At 57.6% G+C, this 15,906-nt stretch carries 18 protein-coding genes, 1 other RNA gene and 1 riboswitch; of the genes, 11 read left to right on the forward strand and 8 right to left on the reverse strand.

The features are described 5' to 3' along the window. Positions 1 to 129: 129 nt before the first annotated feature. On the reverse strand, positions 130 to 597 hold the full coding sequence (locus GOV85_RS16520; RefSeq protein WP_171180133.1) for an SRPBCC family protein: 468 nt from the start codon (positions 595 to 597) through the stop codon (positions 130 to 132). A 37-nt stretch (positions 598 to 634) separates the two neighbouring features. Next, positions 635 to 1,618: an NAD(+) diphosphatase gene (gene nudC / locus GOV85_RS16525; protein WP_171180135.1), complete on the reverse strand. Its 984-nt coding sequence runs from the start codon at positions 1,616 to 1,618 to the stop codon at positions 635 to 637. A 198-nt stretch (positions 1,619 to 1,816) separates the two neighbouring features. Here nudC and GOV85_RS16530 point away from each other — a divergent pair, with 198 nt between their 5' ends. The 3 genes from GOV85_RS16530 (at position 1,817) to rsgA (ending at position 4,995) form a co-directional block, all read left to right on the forward strand. Then, on the forward strand, positions 1,817 to 3,670 hold the full coding sequence (locus GOV85_RS16530) for a bifunctional 2',3'-cyclic-nucleotide 2'-phosphodiesterase/3'-nucleotidase (RefSeq protein ID WP_254442993.1): 1,854 nt from the start codon (positions 1,817 to 1,819) through the stop codon (positions 3,668 to 3,670). A 39-nt stretch (positions 3,671 to 3,709) separates the two neighbouring features. Next, positions 3,710 to 3,808, forward strand: an RNA gene (gene ffs, locus GOV85_RS16535) — signal recognition particle sRNA small type. 158 nt (positions 3,809 to 3,966) lie between these two features. Continuing rightward, positions 3,967 to 4,995: a ribosome small subunit-dependent GTPase A gene (gene rsgA, locus GOV85_RS16540; RefSeq protein ID WP_171180137.1), complete on the forward strand. Its 1,029-nt coding sequence runs from the start codon at positions 3,967 to 3,969 to the stop codon at positions 4,993 to 4,995. Between the two features lie 36 nt (positions 4,996 to 5,031). Here rsgA and GOV85_RS16545 read toward each other — a convergent pair whose 3' ends face one another. Beyond that, the gene (locus GOV85_RS16545) at positions 5,032 to 5,889 is read right to left on the reverse strand and encodes a hypothetical protein (RefSeq protein ID WP_171180139.1); all 858 of its coding nucleotides are present in this window, start codon (positions 5,887 to 5,889) and stop codon (positions 5,032 to 5,034) included. Between the two features lie 132 nt (positions 5,890 to 6,021). Beyond that, a riboswitch (cobalamin riboswitch) is annotated at positions 6,022 to 6,244 on the forward strand. A 90-nt stretch (positions 6,245 to 6,334) separates the two neighbouring features. On the opposite strand from GOV85_RS16545, the gene GOV85_RS16550 reads away from it, so the two are divergent. After that, on the forward strand, positions 6,335 to 6,742 hold the full coding sequence (locus tag GOV85_RS16550; RefSeq protein ID WP_171180140.1) for a hypothetical protein: 408 nt from the start codon (positions 6,335 to 6,337) through the stop codon (positions 6,740 to 6,742). 2 nt (positions 6,743 to 6,744) lie between these two features. Here the strand turns inward: GOV85_RS16550 and GOV85_RS16555 are convergent, their stop codons facing one another. Continuing rightward, a complete protein-coding gene (locus tag GOV85_RS16555; RefSeq protein WP_171180143.1) occupies positions 6,745 to 7,245 on the reverse strand; it encodes a protein-tyrosine phosphatase family protein in 501 nt (166 codons plus the stop codon). Positions 7,246 to 7,417: 172 nt separating this feature from the next. Between GOV85_RS16555 and GOV85_RS16560 the strand changes: the two genes are divergently transcribed. The 4 genes from GOV85_RS16560 (at position 7,418) to recR (ending at position 11,234) form a co-directional block, all read left to right on the forward strand. Next, the gene (locus tag GOV85_RS16560) at positions 7,418 to 9,181 is read left to right on the forward strand and encodes a DNA polymerase III subunit gamma/tau (protein ID WP_171180144.1); all 1,764 of its coding nucleotides are present in this window, start codon (positions 7,418 to 7,420) and stop codon (positions 9,179 to 9,181) included. A gap of 87 nt (positions 9,182 to 9,268) precedes the next feature. Then, entirely contained in the window at positions 9,269 to 10,138 is an 870-nt protein-coding gene (locus tag GOV85_RS16565; protein ID WP_171180146.1) for a TauD/TfdA family dioxygenase, read from the forward strand. An 87-nt stretch (positions 10,139 to 10,225) separates the two neighbouring features. Next, positions 10,226 to 10,579: a YbaB/EbfC family nucleoid-associated protein gene (locus tag GOV85_RS16570; RefSeq protein ID WP_171180148.1), complete on the forward strand. Its 354-nt coding sequence runs from the start codon at positions 10,226 to 10,228 to the stop codon at positions 10,577 to 10,579. A gap of 61 nt (positions 10,580 to 10,640) precedes the next feature. Further along, a complete protein-coding gene (gene recR, locus GOV85_RS16575; RefSeq protein WP_171180150.1) occupies positions 10,641 to 11,234 on the forward strand; it encodes a recombination mediator RecR in 594 nt (197 codons plus the stop codon). Positions 11,235 to 11,303: 69 nt separating this feature from the next. Here recR and GOV85_RS16580 read toward each other — a convergent pair whose 3' ends face one another. Continuing rightward, positions 11,304 to 11,801, reverse strand: a complete 498-nt coding sequence (locus tag GOV85_RS16580) for a lactoylglutathione lyase family protein (RefSeq protein ID WP_171180152.1) — start codon at positions 11,799 to 11,801, stop codon at positions 11,304 to 11,306. 206 nt (positions 11,802 to 12,007) lie between these two features. Between GOV85_RS16580 and GOV85_RS16585 the strand changes: the two genes are divergently transcribed. Further along, a complete protein-coding gene (locus GOV85_RS16585) occupies positions 12,008 to 12,496 on the forward strand; it encodes a hypothetical protein (RefSeq protein ID WP_171180154.1) in 489 nt (162 codons plus the stop codon). Here GOV85_RS16585 and GOV85_RS16590 read toward each other — a convergent pair. After that, entirely contained in the window at positions 12,493 to 13,122 is a 630-nt protein-coding gene (locus GOV85_RS16590) for a ribonuclease T2 (protein ID WP_171180155.1), read from the reverse strand. The two genes, GOV85_RS16585 and GOV85_RS16590, sit on opposite strands and share 4 nt — an antisense overlap. Before the next feature lie 130 nt (positions 13,123 to 13,252). On the opposite strand from GOV85_RS16590, the gene GOV85_RS16595 reads away from it, so the two are divergent. Both GOV85_RS16595 and GOV85_RS16600 read left to right on the forward strand, forming a co-directional pair. Then, positions 13,253 to 14,014 (forward strand): DUF1013 domain-containing protein, encoded by a 762-nt coding sequence (locus GOV85_RS16595; protein WP_171180158.1) that lies wholly within the window; start codon positions 13,253 to 13,255, stop codon positions 14,012 to 14,014. Between the two features lie 50 nt (positions 14,015 to 14,064). Continuing rightward, entirely contained in the window at positions 14,065 to 14,454 is a 390-nt protein-coding gene (locus tag GOV85_RS16600) for a hypothetical protein (protein ID WP_171180160.1), read from the forward strand. 56 nt (positions 14,455 to 14,510) lie between these two features. On the opposite strand, the gene GOV85_RS16605 is transcribed toward GOV85_RS16600, so the two are convergent. Both GOV85_RS16605 and GOV85_RS16610 read right to left on the reverse strand, forming a co-directional pair. Further along, positions 14,511 to 15,542 carry a permease gene (locus GOV85_RS16605; protein WP_171180161.1) on the reverse strand — a complete coding sequence of 344 codons (1,032 nt, stop codon included), beginning with the start codon at positions 15,540 to 15,542 and terminating at the stop codon, positions 14,511 to 14,513. Further along, entirely contained in the window at positions 15,535 to 15,843 is a 309-nt protein-coding gene (locus GOV85_RS16610) for a helix-turn-helix transcriptional regulator (protein ID WP_171180164.1), read from the reverse strand. Before GOV85_RS16610 ends, GOV85_RS16605 begins: the two co-directional genes overlap by 8 nt. Positions 15,844 to 15,906: the final 63 nt, after the last annotated feature.

The raw sequence follows: 15,906 nt of genomic DNA on the forward strand, positions 1-15,906 counted from the left end.
TTGGATTGGCGCAGGTTGCTGCGCCCAGCCTCCTTGCAAGCGATCATCACGCTAGCGCTTGTGGCCGTTCAACTCGACAACCTGCCTCTTTTGCTCAATCGCACAATGTAACAGCGCAACAGCGTTTTGTTATGCGCCATGCAGATGGCGCTGCTCCAACTCGCGTGCAAATTCACTCAGCCGGGATTGCAGCTGTTTGCGAAACCGGGATTGGCCCAACTTTACAGATTGCAACAACAGGCGTGCAGGCAAGGTTTTGGCCACCAGTGACATCTCGAGGCTCAGGCGCGTTCTGCGCGGTGACAGGGCCAGAAAATCCACACTTGTCAGGCCGGTCATGCCCTTGCTGTTGGCCTCGAAACGCATTTGCGAAGGCCGGTCGTAGCCCGCCATGATCACCGACATCTGGCGCAACTTGCCGCGCAGCTTGAACTCTGTCTGCCATTCAGTTCCCGCAGCAAAGATCGCCTCGGCATCTGAGCGCCTTACGTCGATCCCCCGGCGCATGGCCATGCGTTCGAACCGCTCGAAATCCGACACCATGTCGAATACCGCGTTGATTGGGGCTTCGATATCCTCACGGGCTGAAAACTGCATGATACCCTTCGATGTTTATGGCCGCGCCAATATTTCGTCAGTCCAGCGTATCCGCAAGCCAGTTCTCAAGAAGAAAATGTGCGATTGCACCTTTGCGAGCGGGCAACAGAGTTGGATGGTCCCCGGCAAAGGCCTGCATCATCTCGGATTTGCTCACCCACATCGCCTCTTCGATCTCGACGGGATCAATAGCGATGTCACACGATAGTGCCTCACCCGCGCAGCCGAACATCAACGAAGCCGGGAATGGCCAGGGCTGGCTGGACAGATAGGATACTTCCCCGACCGGCACGCCCGCCTCTTCCATTACCTCGCGGCGTACGGCAGCTTCCAAGGTTTCTCCGGGCTCGACAAAGCCGGCCAGCAACGAAAACATCCCCTCGGGCCAACCCGGAGACCGCCCCATCAGCACATTCTCCCCATATGTGATCAACATGATCACAACAGGGTCGGTACGTGGGAAGTGTTGCCCGCCACATGATGGACAACTGCGTTGCCAACCGCCTTGCGACATCTCACTGGCTGCACCGCAACGCGCACAAAACCGATGCGTTTCGTGCCAGCCGATCACTGCCTTAGCCGTCGCGGCCAGTTCCGCATCCCGCGCCGACAATCGCGTCATGATCCGGCGCAACTCGGCAAACACACACCCATACGGCAAATCCGGATGCTGCTGCTCAGATTTGTCTACGAACTCCCCTAGTCCGGTCAGGTCCAGACCTTCTGCCGTCCAGGCAGAGATATCCACGGCAAACAAAGGCGCATCTTCGGCGGTCAAACCCAAAAAGACCGGGGCCTCAACTATGCCTTCGGGGCCGTCACTGACCAACGGATGCGTCATCGGCAGCAAAACAAGCTGATCCAACCCATCACCTTCCACCAGAACTTTGCCGCGCCACACCATCATGCATTGCGTGGCCGGGTTGTTTGTCGCTTCTTCCAGAAGTTCAGCGCTCCCGCGAATATGGGCCGCCCGATCCAGGCCCGAGCCGCCAAACGTCACCTGCTCTGCGTGTTTCATTGGGTTTCCTTTTGGTTCGGGGCACAGGGCTGCCATGTCACAGCCTGCGTTGCAATGGCAATTCAATCCTTTGCGCTACACATCGCCGCCGTCGAAAAGCCGCATGACGGCCTCGGAAAAATCATTTAAGTTACGCTCTGTGCTATTTAATCAATAACCCTTTTCAAAAGCAGACTATCCGAAGTGAAGCAAAACCCATTGAAGCAGGTACGCCCCGCGAAAAACTACGGGCGTGTTCGCATTCTGGCAACGACTGACCTGCATATGCACCTGACAGGTTTTGACTATTACACAGACACCCAGGACCCGACGCTTGGGTTAACGCGCACCGCCAGCCTGATCCGAAACGCCCGTCAACAAGCCCATGACGCGTTGGTCCTTTTGGTGGACAACGGAGATTCTATTCAGGGTACACCTCTGGGCGAATGGGCTGTTCGTAACGACACACCGCATCCGATGATGCAGGCGTTCGCGGCGCTTGGTTACGACGCCATCGGCCTTGGAAACCATGATTTTGGCTTTGGGCTGCCAACCTTGGACGACATCCTCGCACAAGCGCCATGCCCGGTTTTGTGCAGCAACTTGCTTCGCTCGGGCGGCAATCAGATCTGGCATAGCCATGCAATCCTGGACCGAACCGTATCTGTGAACGGCACCGAGACACCCATTCGCATCGGCCTTATTTCTGGTCTTCCCCCCCAGACCGTCCGCTGGGAAGAACATCACCTGAACGGAGAGGTAACAGCCAGCGGTATCTTCTCAACCGCGCGCGACCTGACTGGGCTTCTGCGCAATCAAGGGTGTGATCTGATAGTGATGTTGGCCCATTCAGGCCTGGGTCCGGCGGATGCTTCTGAAGGCATGGAAAACGCCGTCATCCCCCTGGCAGCTATAGATGGAATCGACGCAATTGTCGCCGGGCACACTCACTTGACCTTTCCAGGCGGCGGCCACGGCGACGCCTCGTATCTCGATCAGGAAAAAGGGTTGATACATGAAACACCGGTTGTCATGGCCGGTTCCGCGGGGTCGTATCTTGGCGTAATCGATCTGGTTGTTACACCTCGGCCAGATGCCGGGTTCAGCGTTACGGATTGCCACGTTGAACTGCACCCTGTCTGTGAAAATGGCGCTGAGGTCGATGAAGACGATGACTTGGTGCGCCTTGTTGCCAATGCCCATCGTCAAACCCGTCGCGCAGTGGCCAAACCTGTGGCGCACGTGGCTGACACCATGCACAGCTATTTCAGCTTCTGCGCACCAGATCGCGGGCTGGCCCTGGTTGCCGCGGCACAGGCTGCAGCTCTGCGTCCTTTCCTGCATGGATCCGCCCCGGGCGAATTACCGCTTTTGTCAGTCGTGGCTCCCGGTAAAAGCGGCGGCCGCGCAGGCCCCAGGCACTTTACGGATGTTCCGGCAGGAGAAATATGCCTGCGCCATTTTGCGGATCTGTATCCGTTTCCCAACGAATTGCGTGCCATCCAGATCAGCGGCGCAGATGTGCTGGACTGGCTTGAAATGTCGGCAAGCATGTTCAACCAGCTTGCCTGTGATGTCGAAACGGATCTGATCAACCCCAAACGCGCCGGGTACAATTTCGACGTCATCTTTGGCCTGACCTATAAAATTGATCCGTCGCAACCAGCGCGCTTCAACGCCGAGGGGCGCATGATCGATCCTGCTAACAGACGGATTCGCGACCTGAAATACGCAGGCCAGCCGGTTCTTCCTGAACAGAGATTAGTGCTGGCCAGCAACAATTACCGCGTCAGCGGTGGTGGGCATTTCCCCGCCGCTTCCACGGCCCAACGCATCAATCTGCCGTCGCTGGACATCAAGGATTTGGTGCGGGATTACCTGTCCGATCGCCTTCCGCCTGATCCAATCGCGCAGCAACCTTATCCTTTTGTGCTGGCACCCCAAACAGGTACACAATCCGTGCTTCGAACCGGTCCGGGTGCGTTAAAACACATTAACGAATTGCGCCCGTTCAAAGCCAGACTGCTGGAATCAGATTCCAATGGGTTCGAACGTATTCGCCTGACATTCTGACGGGTTGTCTTTTGCCCACACCTTCCCTATATCCAGACTCGAGAGGTTGGCGCGGGCGAGCGCCTCGCCAACCTGGTCAGGTCCGGAAGGAAGCAGCCACAACGAGCCCCGCTTGGGTCGATGTCCAACCTCTCACTTCATGAACCTTAGCCACAGGAGGGCTTTATGATTGTAACAAAAACCCTTCGGGCAGCGCGGTTCTGATCTCACACTACTTGCTGACTGCCTGAACACATGACCCGGGGATGCGCGATCGCCATCCGTTGGGATTGCTGTTTCTGACAACAGGCAGACCAATGAATTCTTCACTTTCGGACCTTGGATGGTCCTCTCACTTTGCCGCGCAACACGCGGCTCATCCTTCGTGCACGCCTTTTCGCATCGCTTCCGTTCATAGGGACCGCCTGATCGGGCTGAATCCGCAGGGCGAATCTCCATTGCTGACCCTTGATCAATCGACCGGCAGCTATGCCGTCGGAGACTGGGTTCTCACGGACGACGACAATCGCGTGCAACATCTACTCGACCGGCGCAGCCTGTTGCACCGGCGCGCCGCCGGTACAGGCGCTGCGACGCAACTGATCGCTGCCAATGTCGATGTGCTGTTCATCGTCAGTTCGTGCAACGCTGATTTCAACCTGCCCCGGCTAGAGCGTTATCTGGCACTTGCACATCAGGCAGGATGTTACCCGGTTGTTGTCCTGACAAAGGCTGACCAATCGGATGACCCCAATCGTTTCTCGGAACAGGTGCAGGCTCTGGACCCGTTTCTGACAGTTCTGGCGATCAACGCGCTAGACCTAACGGAATTGGAAAAGGTCTTATCCTGGTGCCCCAAAGGCCAGACCGGAGCACTGGTTGGGTCGTCAGGCGTTGGCAAGACGACATTGTCCAACGGCTTGACCGATCAGGATTTGGCGACGTCAGGTATTCGCGAGAACGACGCTCGCGGTCGGCACACAACCACGGCGCGCGCGTTACACCGGATGCGCAACGGCGGCTGGCTGATTGATACGCCTGGAATGCGCGCATTGCGTCTGCTTGAAGCTCAGGACGGTATCGACGAGGTGTTCTCGGACCTCGCCGTACTTGGCCTGAACTGCCGTTTTTCAGATTGTCAGCACGAATCCGAACCAGGCTGTGCTGTACAGCGGGCGATCAAACAAGGCGTGCTTGACCCTGCCCGCTTGGATCGATGGCGAAAGCTTCGGCGCGAAGATCAGCGCAACTCGGAAACCGTCGCCCAATCCCGGGCACGGGACAAAGCGTTCGGTAAGATGGTGCGGGGTGTCATGAAGGATCGAAAACTGCATAAAGGGCGTTAAGCGAAAAATACTCGGTAATTCAAAAGTCGAGCCTGATCACGCGATCAGGCTCGGCCAAACTGCCGCATTACGCCGAGCAAAAGCTCCGATATGGCCAATCTCTGACAATCCGAAGTCATCAGACCTAAGCAGGTGCCGCTTAGCCTCGGCGCCATAAAGGTCGGCAAGCCGCCAGACAGCTTCGGGCGGGACCATCTGGTCGTCCTCGAAAGTGAACAAATCCACGGGTCTACCGGAGCCGTCCCAACGCGCCTCAGGAAGGTTTTGTCCGATTTCAGGTACATAATTCAAAGGAGCCGTGCACCATTCGCGCCATTGCCAGTAGACCGAGCCCGGCAAGTCCGCACCAAACCCGATCGCATTTCCCGGCAGATAGCCAAGTGCTTTGACCAGTACCGGTGCGTGTCCATACCAGAAAACACCGGCCAATCCACGGTAAGGCCATGGGTGATCACTGAGGGTTACGAGCCCCGAACACACGCAAATCATCCGATCGATTTGGTCGATGTCGGGCTGAACAGGCCCCAGCATCGCACCAACGGAATGACCAATGGTCCATTGCTGCGCATCAGGATAACGCCTGCGCATTTCCGCCCGCGCCGCTGGCATGTCGATCAAAGCCCAATCCGCCATTGTTGCACGCGCATCCTTCATACGGCCGGTCAGAGAATGCCCGAAATCCCGGTAGTCATAGGTCAGACACGCCATACCCCGCTCGGCCGCTAGCCACTGTGCGAAGTGGCGATAATAGTCGCGCGGCACACCCGTTGCACTATTCAGCACAACCACGGTTTCAGGCTCTGACAGCGGTCGGTACAACCGTGCTGCAAGGGTCGTGGACCCGGATGGGAAAAGGAAATCTTCAGCCAACACCGTCTGCTCTGCGTCCAACATGATCCCTGACCCTGCACTGAAAAACTGAATTGCTTGGCTTCAATATTTTAAACACTAAAGAGGAACGTTCCCCCCATCCAGCATGACCACACGTCGGGGTAAAAGATCAGCTTGACTCGGAACCGGATCAGACGCTAGCGATTGTGTGATGGTTCCTGTCCCCCACAAGGGGTCGGGATGAAAAGGGAACACGGTGCGGTTCAGTCTGGTCATCCGGGCGCAAACCAAATCCGCGACTGCCCCCGCAACTGTAAGCGGTGAGCGATGCCAAAACACCACTGGCCCCTAGGGCTGGGAAGGTCGGCAAAGCCATGACCCGCAAGTCAGGAGACCTGCCATCGGAACTGAAACCGAAACTCGGGCGGGGTGTCCGGGCAGGTCCTGACAGCACGTTGCCGTCCCACCTGACCCAACTCTCCTGCCCACCACGCGCGGAGGGCGCAGGATGATCTGGAAGACGAAGACGCATGAATACAGTGCAACGGTGTGTCAGCGGACGGGCAAAACCTGCCCTGCCCTGGCGCGGCTGGCACGCTCAATTTCCGAGGCGATGAAGCAGGCCACAGCCGCCACAAGCGACGGGTTCGAGTTTGAAGGTGGCAGTGAATTGTCACATTGCACGCAAGGATGCCACGCAACTTTCCGAGCGCAATCAGACAGAATTCGCATCTTTTGCGATACACAGCCTGAAGCAGAGCCGCAGGACCTGAACGCTTACGCCGATCTGATCTTTGGAAACACGTTCAGCGCCTTGCCATCCGGCATCATTACAGACCCACCCTGCGCGATGATCGAGGTTGCAAAGCTGCGGCCTCGCAAACCCGTGCACGCGCCTGAACAGATTTCGGCCTAAGACTATACGACTTGAGCCTGAAAATTCTGTGCTGCCCAGGCCAATTGGGCGTCTGTTTCCACGGCACAAGGACGCAGCGCCCGCAAACGCTCCAGGGCTTTGTCTGGCTGTTCGCCGCATTCGACCATCAGCCGCAGAACAACCATTCCCGACCTGCCGCAGCCGCCCCGACAATGCACCAGTACCCGCCCTCCACCCGTCAAAGCATGCCGGGCGGCCGCGCTGATCGAGGGCCACGCCTCTTCAACTGCAGGCGTAGGGGCGCCAAAGTCTTCGATCGGCAGATGCACCCACCGGCTGGCGCGGCTTTGGATATCGCTGCCGAATTCCTGCGCCCCGTTTTGGAGCATCTCGACGTCCGTTGTCATTGAAACAACCAGCCCCGGCTTCCATGCGGCAATCGTATCCAGATCCCTTTCATAATCCCCGCCCCGTCCGGGCATCGATGTCAGGGCAAGTGTACCCCCCGCGACTTGCAGGGCATAGATAACCAGTTGCGACATAAACCAGTGTCCTCCACCAAGAACTCTTAACGAAAATGCACCATAAATTTTGTTGGACCAGCTTAGTGCGAATCCGGTCAGAATCTAAATCAAAAATCATCGCGCCTCGCAGTGGACGCGGAAGGCAGCGACCACTACGCTGAGCCGAAGCACCGAATCCGACCGAGAAAACATGACCGACACGCCCAGCCCCGCCTATCAGGTTCTCGCCCGCAAATATCGCCCGGAAACCTTTGCCGATCTGGTGGGTCAGGATGCCATGGTGCGCACCCTGAAAAACGCGTTCGAAGCGGACCGGATTGCGCAGGCTTTCATCATGACCGGCATTCGCGGCACCGGAAAAACCACCACCGCACGGATCATCGCCAAGGGTATGAACTGTATCGGGCCCGACGGTAATGGCGGCCCGACGACCGAACCTTGCGGCCAATGCGAACACTGCGTGGCGATCATGGAAGGCCGCCACGTCGATGTGATGGAGATGGACGCCGCCAGCCGAACTGGCGTGAACGATATTCGCGAGATTATCGACAGTGTCCGCTATCGCGCCGCCAGCGCGCGTTACAAGATATACATCATCGATGAGGTCCACATGCTTTCGACCAGCGCTTTCAACGCGCTGCTCAAGACGCTTGAGGAACCGCCCGAGCATGTGAAGTTCATCTTTGCAACCACTGAAATCCGCAAGGTGCCGGTCACAGTTCTGTCCCGCTGCCAGCGCTTTGACCTGCGCCGGATCGAACCCGAGGATATGATCGGCCTTCTGCAAAAGATCGCGTCAGCGGAAGGCGCTGAGATCGCAGAAGATGCGCTGGCGCTGATCACGCGCTCCGCGGAAGGGTCTGCAAGGGATGCAACCTCGCTGCTGGACCAGGCGATATCGCACGGGGCGGGTGAAACCACTGCCGAACAGGTTCGCGCAATGCTGGGCCTTGCGGACCGTGGCCGCGTTCTGGACCTCATGGACATGATCCTGCGGGGCGACGCCGCAGGCGCACTGACAGAACTCAGCGGCCAATACGCAGAAGGTGCTGACCCATTGGCTGTCTTGCGCGATCTGGCTGAGATCACACATTGGGTGTCCGTCGTGAAGATCACGCCAGACGCCGCCGAAGACCCAACCGTTTCTCCGGACGAACGGAGCCGTGGCCAACACATGGCAGAGGCCCTGCCGATGCGCGTTCTGACCCGGATGTGGCAGATGTTGCTGAAAGCGCTCGAAGAAGTCTCGGCCGCGCCCAATGCCATGATGGCCGCTGAGATGGCCGTTATCCGCCTGACCCATGTTGCTGATCTGCCCAGCCCTGAAGAACTGGTCAAACGGCTGCAGGACGCCCCGCCGCCTCCGGCAGGTGGACCTAGCGGCGGCACCTTGATGTCTCGGCAGGGTGCAACACCCGCGCAGGCCAGCGCCACCCCCGCATCCACATACGCCTCGGCCCCACGTGGTTCAAGCGGCGCGCCGGTTGCCGCATTGGCACAGGATGCTCAGACGGCCCTGGCCCGGTACCCGACCTTTGAGCACGTGGTCGAACTGATCCGCGCCAACCGCGACGTGAAGCTTCTGGTTGAAGTGGAAAACGGCGTGCGACTTGTGTCTTATCAGCCCGGTCGGATCGAGTTCACCCCAGCCACGAATGCACCGACAGACCTTGCGCCCCGGCTGGGCTCTGCCCTGCAACGCTGGACCGGAAACCGGTGGGCTGTCTCGATCGTCTCGAACGGGGATACGCCGACAATTGCCGAAGTGCGAGATGAGGCCGAGCTGGCCTTGAAGGCCGAAGCTGAAAAGCATCCTCTGGTTCAGGCGGTGCTGGCGCAATTCCCCAAGGCAAAGATCACAAAGATCGAGACGCCGGAACAACGCGCCGCCCAGGTCGAGACCGAAGCGCTTCCTGAAGTTGAAGATGAGTGGGACCCGTTCGAAGAAGACTGACCCGAAAGCGCTCGATCCCGTGTCGCAAACGAAGCAGATCGACCCTTCAAACAGGTACACCCTTCCATGATGCCAGGGAGGGATTTCATGCGAACATCACCACTGCACCCACGTTTCGGATTGGTCGTTCACGACCTAGATTTGCGCGACGTTACCAAACAGCGTTACTTTCCGGAAATCCGGCGCGCATTCGAAACCCGCTCTGTGCTTTTGTTTCCGGCCCAATCGATATCTGATGCGGACCACATTCGCCTTGCCGAACTTTTTGGGCCATTGGAAAACCGTGAAGCCATGGCAGCGGGTCGCGATGTTGAGTTTCAGCTTCCCGAACTGACAAACAAAACCAAGGATGGGCTGCGTGCGAAAGACGATCTGCGTCTGTTGGATTTGCAGGCCAACATGTTGTGGCACACAGACAGCACGTTCCTGCCGACGCCGGCGCTGATCAATATTCTGACGGCAAAAGTCGTCCCGCCATCCGGCGGCGAAACCGAGATCGCATCGACCCGCGCCGCTTGGGCGCATATGCCAGATCGTCTGAAATCCGTTCTTAGGGACGCCATCATCTGGCACCGGTTGTCGCATTCCCGTTCAAAAATTTCAGCCGACCTCGCTGCGCTGCCAAAAATGACGCGATGGCCAGATCGCCCATGGCGCGCGATTTGGCCGAACCCGGTAACCGGAGAAGAAGCCCTGTTCATCGCCTCGCACGCCTTTGCCATCGAAGGCATGGGGCATGAACAAAGTCAGTCCCTACTGGACGAAGCCATCGCGTTTTGCACGCAGCCCGAATACGTCTATTCGCACCATTGGTCCGTCGGCGATGTATTGATCTGGGACGAGCGCGCAACAATGCATCGCGGTCGTCCCTGGGACTACGACCATCCAAGAACCCTGAAATCGATCTGCTGCTCGGTTACCGAGACAGACGGCTTGCACGACGTCCGCGTGGTTTGAAAGACCTCTCCGACCGGCGGGACAACCCTTGTGCCGCGCTTCGACGGGCCGTATCTAGAGACCAAACAGAGACACAGGAGAATACCTATGCTGAAAGGACTCGGCGGGCTTGGCGGTCTGGGCGACATGGCCAAGATGATGAAATCCGCGCAGGACTTGCAAACAAAGATGACCGAAATGCAGGAAGAGCTGAACAACATGATGGTTGTCGGTGAATCCGGGGCTGGTCTGGTCAAGGCGACGGCGACCGCCAAAGGCGAGCTCAAAGGTCTGGACATCGACCCGTCGATATTCAACGGTGACGACAAGGAAGTGGTCGAAGACCTGATTTTGGCTGCCATCAAGGACGCGCAGACCAAAGCTGCCGAGCGCTCTCAGGCTGAAATGGCCAAGCTGACCGAAAGCATGGGCCTGCCCGCAGACATCAAGCTGCCGTTCTGATTTTCATCATTTCACAATTGGATTCGCCGGAGCTTCCCTCCGGCGATACGCAGGACAGACCGTGAGTTCGAACAGCGACATCGACAATCTGATCGACCTGATGGCCAAACTGCCCGGCCTTGGCCCCCGCTCGGCCCGCCGCGCGGTGTTGCACCTGATTCGAAAACGCGCCCTGCTGCTGACGCCCCTTTCAGACGCGATGCAGCAGGTCGCAATCACCGCTCGGGAATGCCTGAATTGCGGCAATGTGGGCACCACCGATATCTGTGACATCTGCAACAGCGAGGACCGCGCAACCGGAGAGCTGTGCGTCGTCGAAGACGTGGCCGACCTCTGGGCGATGGAACGCGCTGGCGTGTTCAAGGGCCGCTATCACGTTCTGGGCGGCACGCTGTCGGCGCTGGACGGAGTTGGCCCGGACGAATTACGCATCCCGCGCCTGAAGGATCGGGTTCTGGCCGAAGGGATCACAGAGGTTATCCTTGCGCTCAACGCCACCGTCGATGGCCAAACCACAGCCCACTACATCGCCGATCAGTTGGAGGGGCAGGTCCGCCTGACCTCACTGGCTCAGGGCGTGCCGATTGGCGGAGAGCTGGATTATCTGGATGACGGGACAATCACCGCGGCACTCAGGGCGCGAAAGGAAATATAGCGGGTCGTGTTGGACCAGCGCGACAACTGCATTGTCGCCCTAACGCTTATCAAAGCATGCTCGCAGGCTTCAGGTGTAAGCACCAGACGAGTAGGTCAGCTCATACGAGTGGCTGTAGAGTTCGAATACGATACCAAATGGGTCTTCAACATAGACCATGCGGTATGGCTTTTCTCCGGGATAATAGTGCCGGATCGGCATCCGCTGTTTTCCACCGGCTTGCACAATCTTTTCGACCAGACCTTCGATGTCAGGGTCCTGAATGCAAAAGTGAAACGTTCCATTTCTGCGGAAATCGATGTTGTTTTCGGGCGCGTAATTCCCGTCAAACTCAAAAAGCTCAATCCCGATGCGATCCGCAGTCGCCAGATGTGCGATACGTAGTTTTTTCCAATCCGGACCAAAAACATCCGTGCACATGACGCCAATATCCGAGTCATCCTCGACCACATCCGTGGGCGTCATGATGACGTAAAACCCTAGGACCTCGGAGTAGAATTTTACAGCCTCATCCACATTTGGAACCGACAATCCGATATGTGAAAAGGTTCTTGGAAATTGAGACATGGAACGCTCCTGAATCTGTTTCGGCATAAAACTATGGGTCAGCGTCCGGGTTTCAAGTTGCTGGCCAAGCCTTCATAGCAGGGTTCACCCTTGCGCATGGATCAAGACCCGGAGTCAAAAAGGTCGCTAAAAAGCAAAAGGGCCTTTGCCTTCCGTGCACGCGTAGTAGAATGCCTCAGACTTGATCCCTTTGATTGGAATACGTTATGACCCGCCTTCTCGCCCTCACCTTCGCCACCTTAACTGCAACCACCGCCCTGTCGCAGGAACTTGTCGACAAGGGCTTCGTCGAAGGCTGGAACATCATGATGGACCCAGCACTTGGCAATGGCTGTCTGATCCAGACGGTGTATCAGGATCTCTCGGTGGTCAGGTTGGGCTACGACGCATTGGGCAATCGCGGGTATTTCGCAGTCTACAACAAGGCGTGGGGCGACATTAAACAGGGTGAGAGCTATCCGATCCGCTTTGATCTGGACGGCAAAAGCTATGATGCCACGGCCATCGGGTTCAACGAGCGCGACGTGCCGGGCGCAACCGTGTTTTTCACCGACAGAAGCTTCGTCAACGCAATCGCCCAAAACAAGACAATGACCGTCTACAATCCGGCTGGTGAGGTCGTCATGGCCATCGATCTCAAAGGCACCGCCAAAGCACTGGACTATGCCCGCGATTGTCAGAACAAAAAGCTTTAACGAATCGGATCGAACAGAGCGTCCTTTGCGGTGCAGTCGCGGATCACGTCACGGCCACAAGGCACGGGATCAAGGTCGCGCGACAGGCACAGGCGGACCTCTTCGATATAGCCTTGCTTGCACGTGACCGTGATCATGTCGCGCTCTAGTTCGGGATTGGCCTTCAGAAACGCTTCTTCGACCACTTCGGCGGGTAACTTCACGGATGCGTCCAGCTTGCGGAAGACCTCCGGGCGCTCAACCGCATCATAGGTACTCCGGGACAGCGCGAAATAATCGGCTGCCGACAGCCCGGAACAGGTGCCGTGTTTCTTCCACTGGTGCCAGGCTAGGCCCGCACTGCCCTGAATATCTTCCATTTCGCGTGTCATACGTCGGGTTGGCGGTGCTTCCGGCGTTCTGCAATACGACGGCCAGCCTTGGTGAAATTGCGGCCAAAGGCCATGCAGAATCCAGCCATGATCATGACGCGCATCGCACTGATCAGACCCACGCGCATCACCTTCGCGGGCGCACCAGTTGGGCGACCAGCTGAGCGACAGAACATAGTAATCGAACTCTCCGGCCTTTTCGCCTTCGGCCAGCGCGGCAACCGCGCTGAAGACCCACAATACGAACCAGCGCATTCGCCTCTTCCCTTCTTGCACATGCGGGACTATATAGGCCCCAAGTTCCCCGACAACGGAAACCTGCCCCAAATCCCCGGGGCCGCCGCATTCCGGCGACGGGACAGATGTATGTATAGGAGACGGGCTGATGGCAAAACCGCTTATGGCCAAGGCAACCGCCGTATGGCTGGTGGACAACACCACGATCAGCTTCAAGCAGATCGCGGATTTCGTAGGAATGCACGAGTTGGAAGTGCAGGGCATCGCCGATGGTGATGTCGCTGCTGGCGTTAAGGGCTTTGACCCGATCGCCAACAACCAGCTGACGCAGGACGAGATCGACGCGGCGCAGAACAACCCGCTTCACAAGCTGAAGCTCAAGTTCAATCCTTCGGCCGCTGGCGAAGAAAAGCGCCGTGGTCCGCGTTACACCCCGTTGTCCAAGCGTCAGGACCGTCCGAACTCGATCCTGTGGCTGGTCAAGTTCCACCCCGAACTCAGCGATGGCCAGATTGCCAAGTTGGTGGGCACCACCAAACCGACAATCCAGTCGATCCGCGAGCGTACCCACTGGAACATCACCAACATGCAGCCTATCGACCCGGTTGCTCTGGGCCTTTGCAAACAATCTGAGCTGGACACAGCCGTTCAGAAAGCAGCCGCCAAGAAAGCAGCCGAAGGCGGTGTGATGAGCGATGATGAGCGTCGCAAACTGGTCTCGACCGAACAGTCTCTGGAAATGGATGCCGCGCCGAAGATTCCGACAGCCATTGAAGGGCTCGAAACCTTCTCGCTGTCCGACGAGCCAGCAGAAGAAAAAGACGAAGAGCCGGTCATCGATGCCGACAGCTTCTTCAACCTTCCCAAAGGTGGGGCGGATGACGAAGACGAAGATGATCTTCGCCCATAATCCAAAATCAGCCCTGGCCGGTACGGCTGGGGCTTTTTTACGGACTAGCCATGCTTAACGTTTTTTCCGCTGTTTTTGGCCCGCATCGCGCCGTCTCGATTTATGCCTTCCTCAAAACCTGGGGTCTTGGTTTGGCTGGCGGCGTTGTCATGATCGCTATTGTCACGTTCCTGTTTCTGCTGGGTGACGAAGGTGAACACGAGCACGAAGCCTTCCTGACAGTACCGGTTTTGACTGCGACTGCGGTGAACGGAGATCTTAAAAACGGAGTCATCGCCTCGGTTCGGTTGCCGGATGGATCTGCTACTTCAATCACGTCGACCGAAGGGCAAATTTCCCAAACCGTGGGCACAACGGCTTGTATCGAGAAACGCGTATATGTCGAAAGTGGCGAGGCCCGGTATAGGTTCAAACTGCCACACCTGTGCGAAGACAACTGATGGGTTGAACCCGTGTAATAAAGCCGCCCGGCCCTCACGTCGGGCGGCTTTTGTATTTATACCATCTGAAAGATGATACCTGCGAAAATCGCACCACCCACACCAAGACTCAGGTAGGTCGCAAACACGCGGGGTTTGACCAGCGACCACACAGCGGCCATCGCCGGGATCGAGCTGACGGCACCAGCAACCATAAACGACATCGCTGCCCCTGCTGTCATTCCTTGCTCCATCAAACCGGCCAGCAGTGGCGGTGCGACGTACGAGTTCAGATAGGCCGGCATTCCCACCAAAGCGGCGACAACGATGGGCAGCACACCTTCCCCACCAACCGCGCCAGCGATGAGGTCGGCAGGTACGTAGTTGACCAACAGGGCTTCGAGCACGTAGGCCAGAGCCAGCCATTTTAACAGGAACAAGCCGTTGTGCACGAATTCCGAGCGGAACCGAACGCGTCGCTCAGGCTCCTGCCAGAATTTCCAGACTGGCTTGTCATCCAGTTTTGGACCGCATCCGCAGCATCCAACCGGTTTGTATTCGCGCAGAGGCTGGGCAAATGCACCCTGGCGCATCAGCAGCCGCACCGCGAACCCACCAAACAGGCCCAAAGCAACGGCCGCGACGGCTTTGCCAATGGCAAAGGGCCATCCCAATGCACCAGCGGCAATCAAAAGCGTCGGCGGGTCGATCAAGGGCGAGCTGAGCCAGAACGCCATAACCGCTGACAACGGCGCCCCAAGGGCCAGAAGACCCGCGATAAATGGAATGACCTCACAAGAACAGAAGGGCGCCAGCCCACCAAACAGTGCAGCCAGAAAGATCATCCGGGTCTCGCGCCCCTCAAAGGCGCGCGCCACCATCACTTCCGCACCGGTCGCCTTCAGGTATGACAAGAGCAACACGGCAAACAGGATGTATTGCCCTGTATGCGCCAAAGCCTTGGCGGCAAACGTTATGACTTCGCGCAGATTACCTGGATCCAGGACCGCCACAGCCGCAAGAATTGCAACGATCAATGCCCACGGCGTCTTGATCAGTTCAATCACGCCCTTGGCAGTCACTTTGGGGTTTTGTGTTAATTCAGCCATCGTTCGCAGCCTCTCCAACCGCGTCGGCGCAACATTCGCTTAGAATGAACTGCGCAAGGTTTCTCAATTCATCGTAACTGGCCCGGTTGATCGTGGTACGCCCGATCTTTTCCTGTTCAACCACACCACCGGCCGCAAGAAACCGCAGGTGATGGGCCAAGGTCGACGGGGCGATACCCGTCCTGCTCTGTATTTCACCAACCGTCAAACCGGCCTCGCCAGCCCGTACCAGGGTCTTGAGGACCTTCAGCCGGGCCTCCGAGCCCATGGCGGAAAATCCGGCAGCTGCTGCTTCCCACATGCGGCACCTCCATTAAACTAGATTTCTGGTTTTTTAGTTTAAATAAATCCTCTAGTCAACCCA

Source organism: Ruegeria sp. HKCCA4633, assembly GCF_013034605.1.
GTDB lineage: Bacteria > Pseudomonadota > Alphaproteobacteria > Rhodobacterales > Rhodobacteraceae > Ruegeria.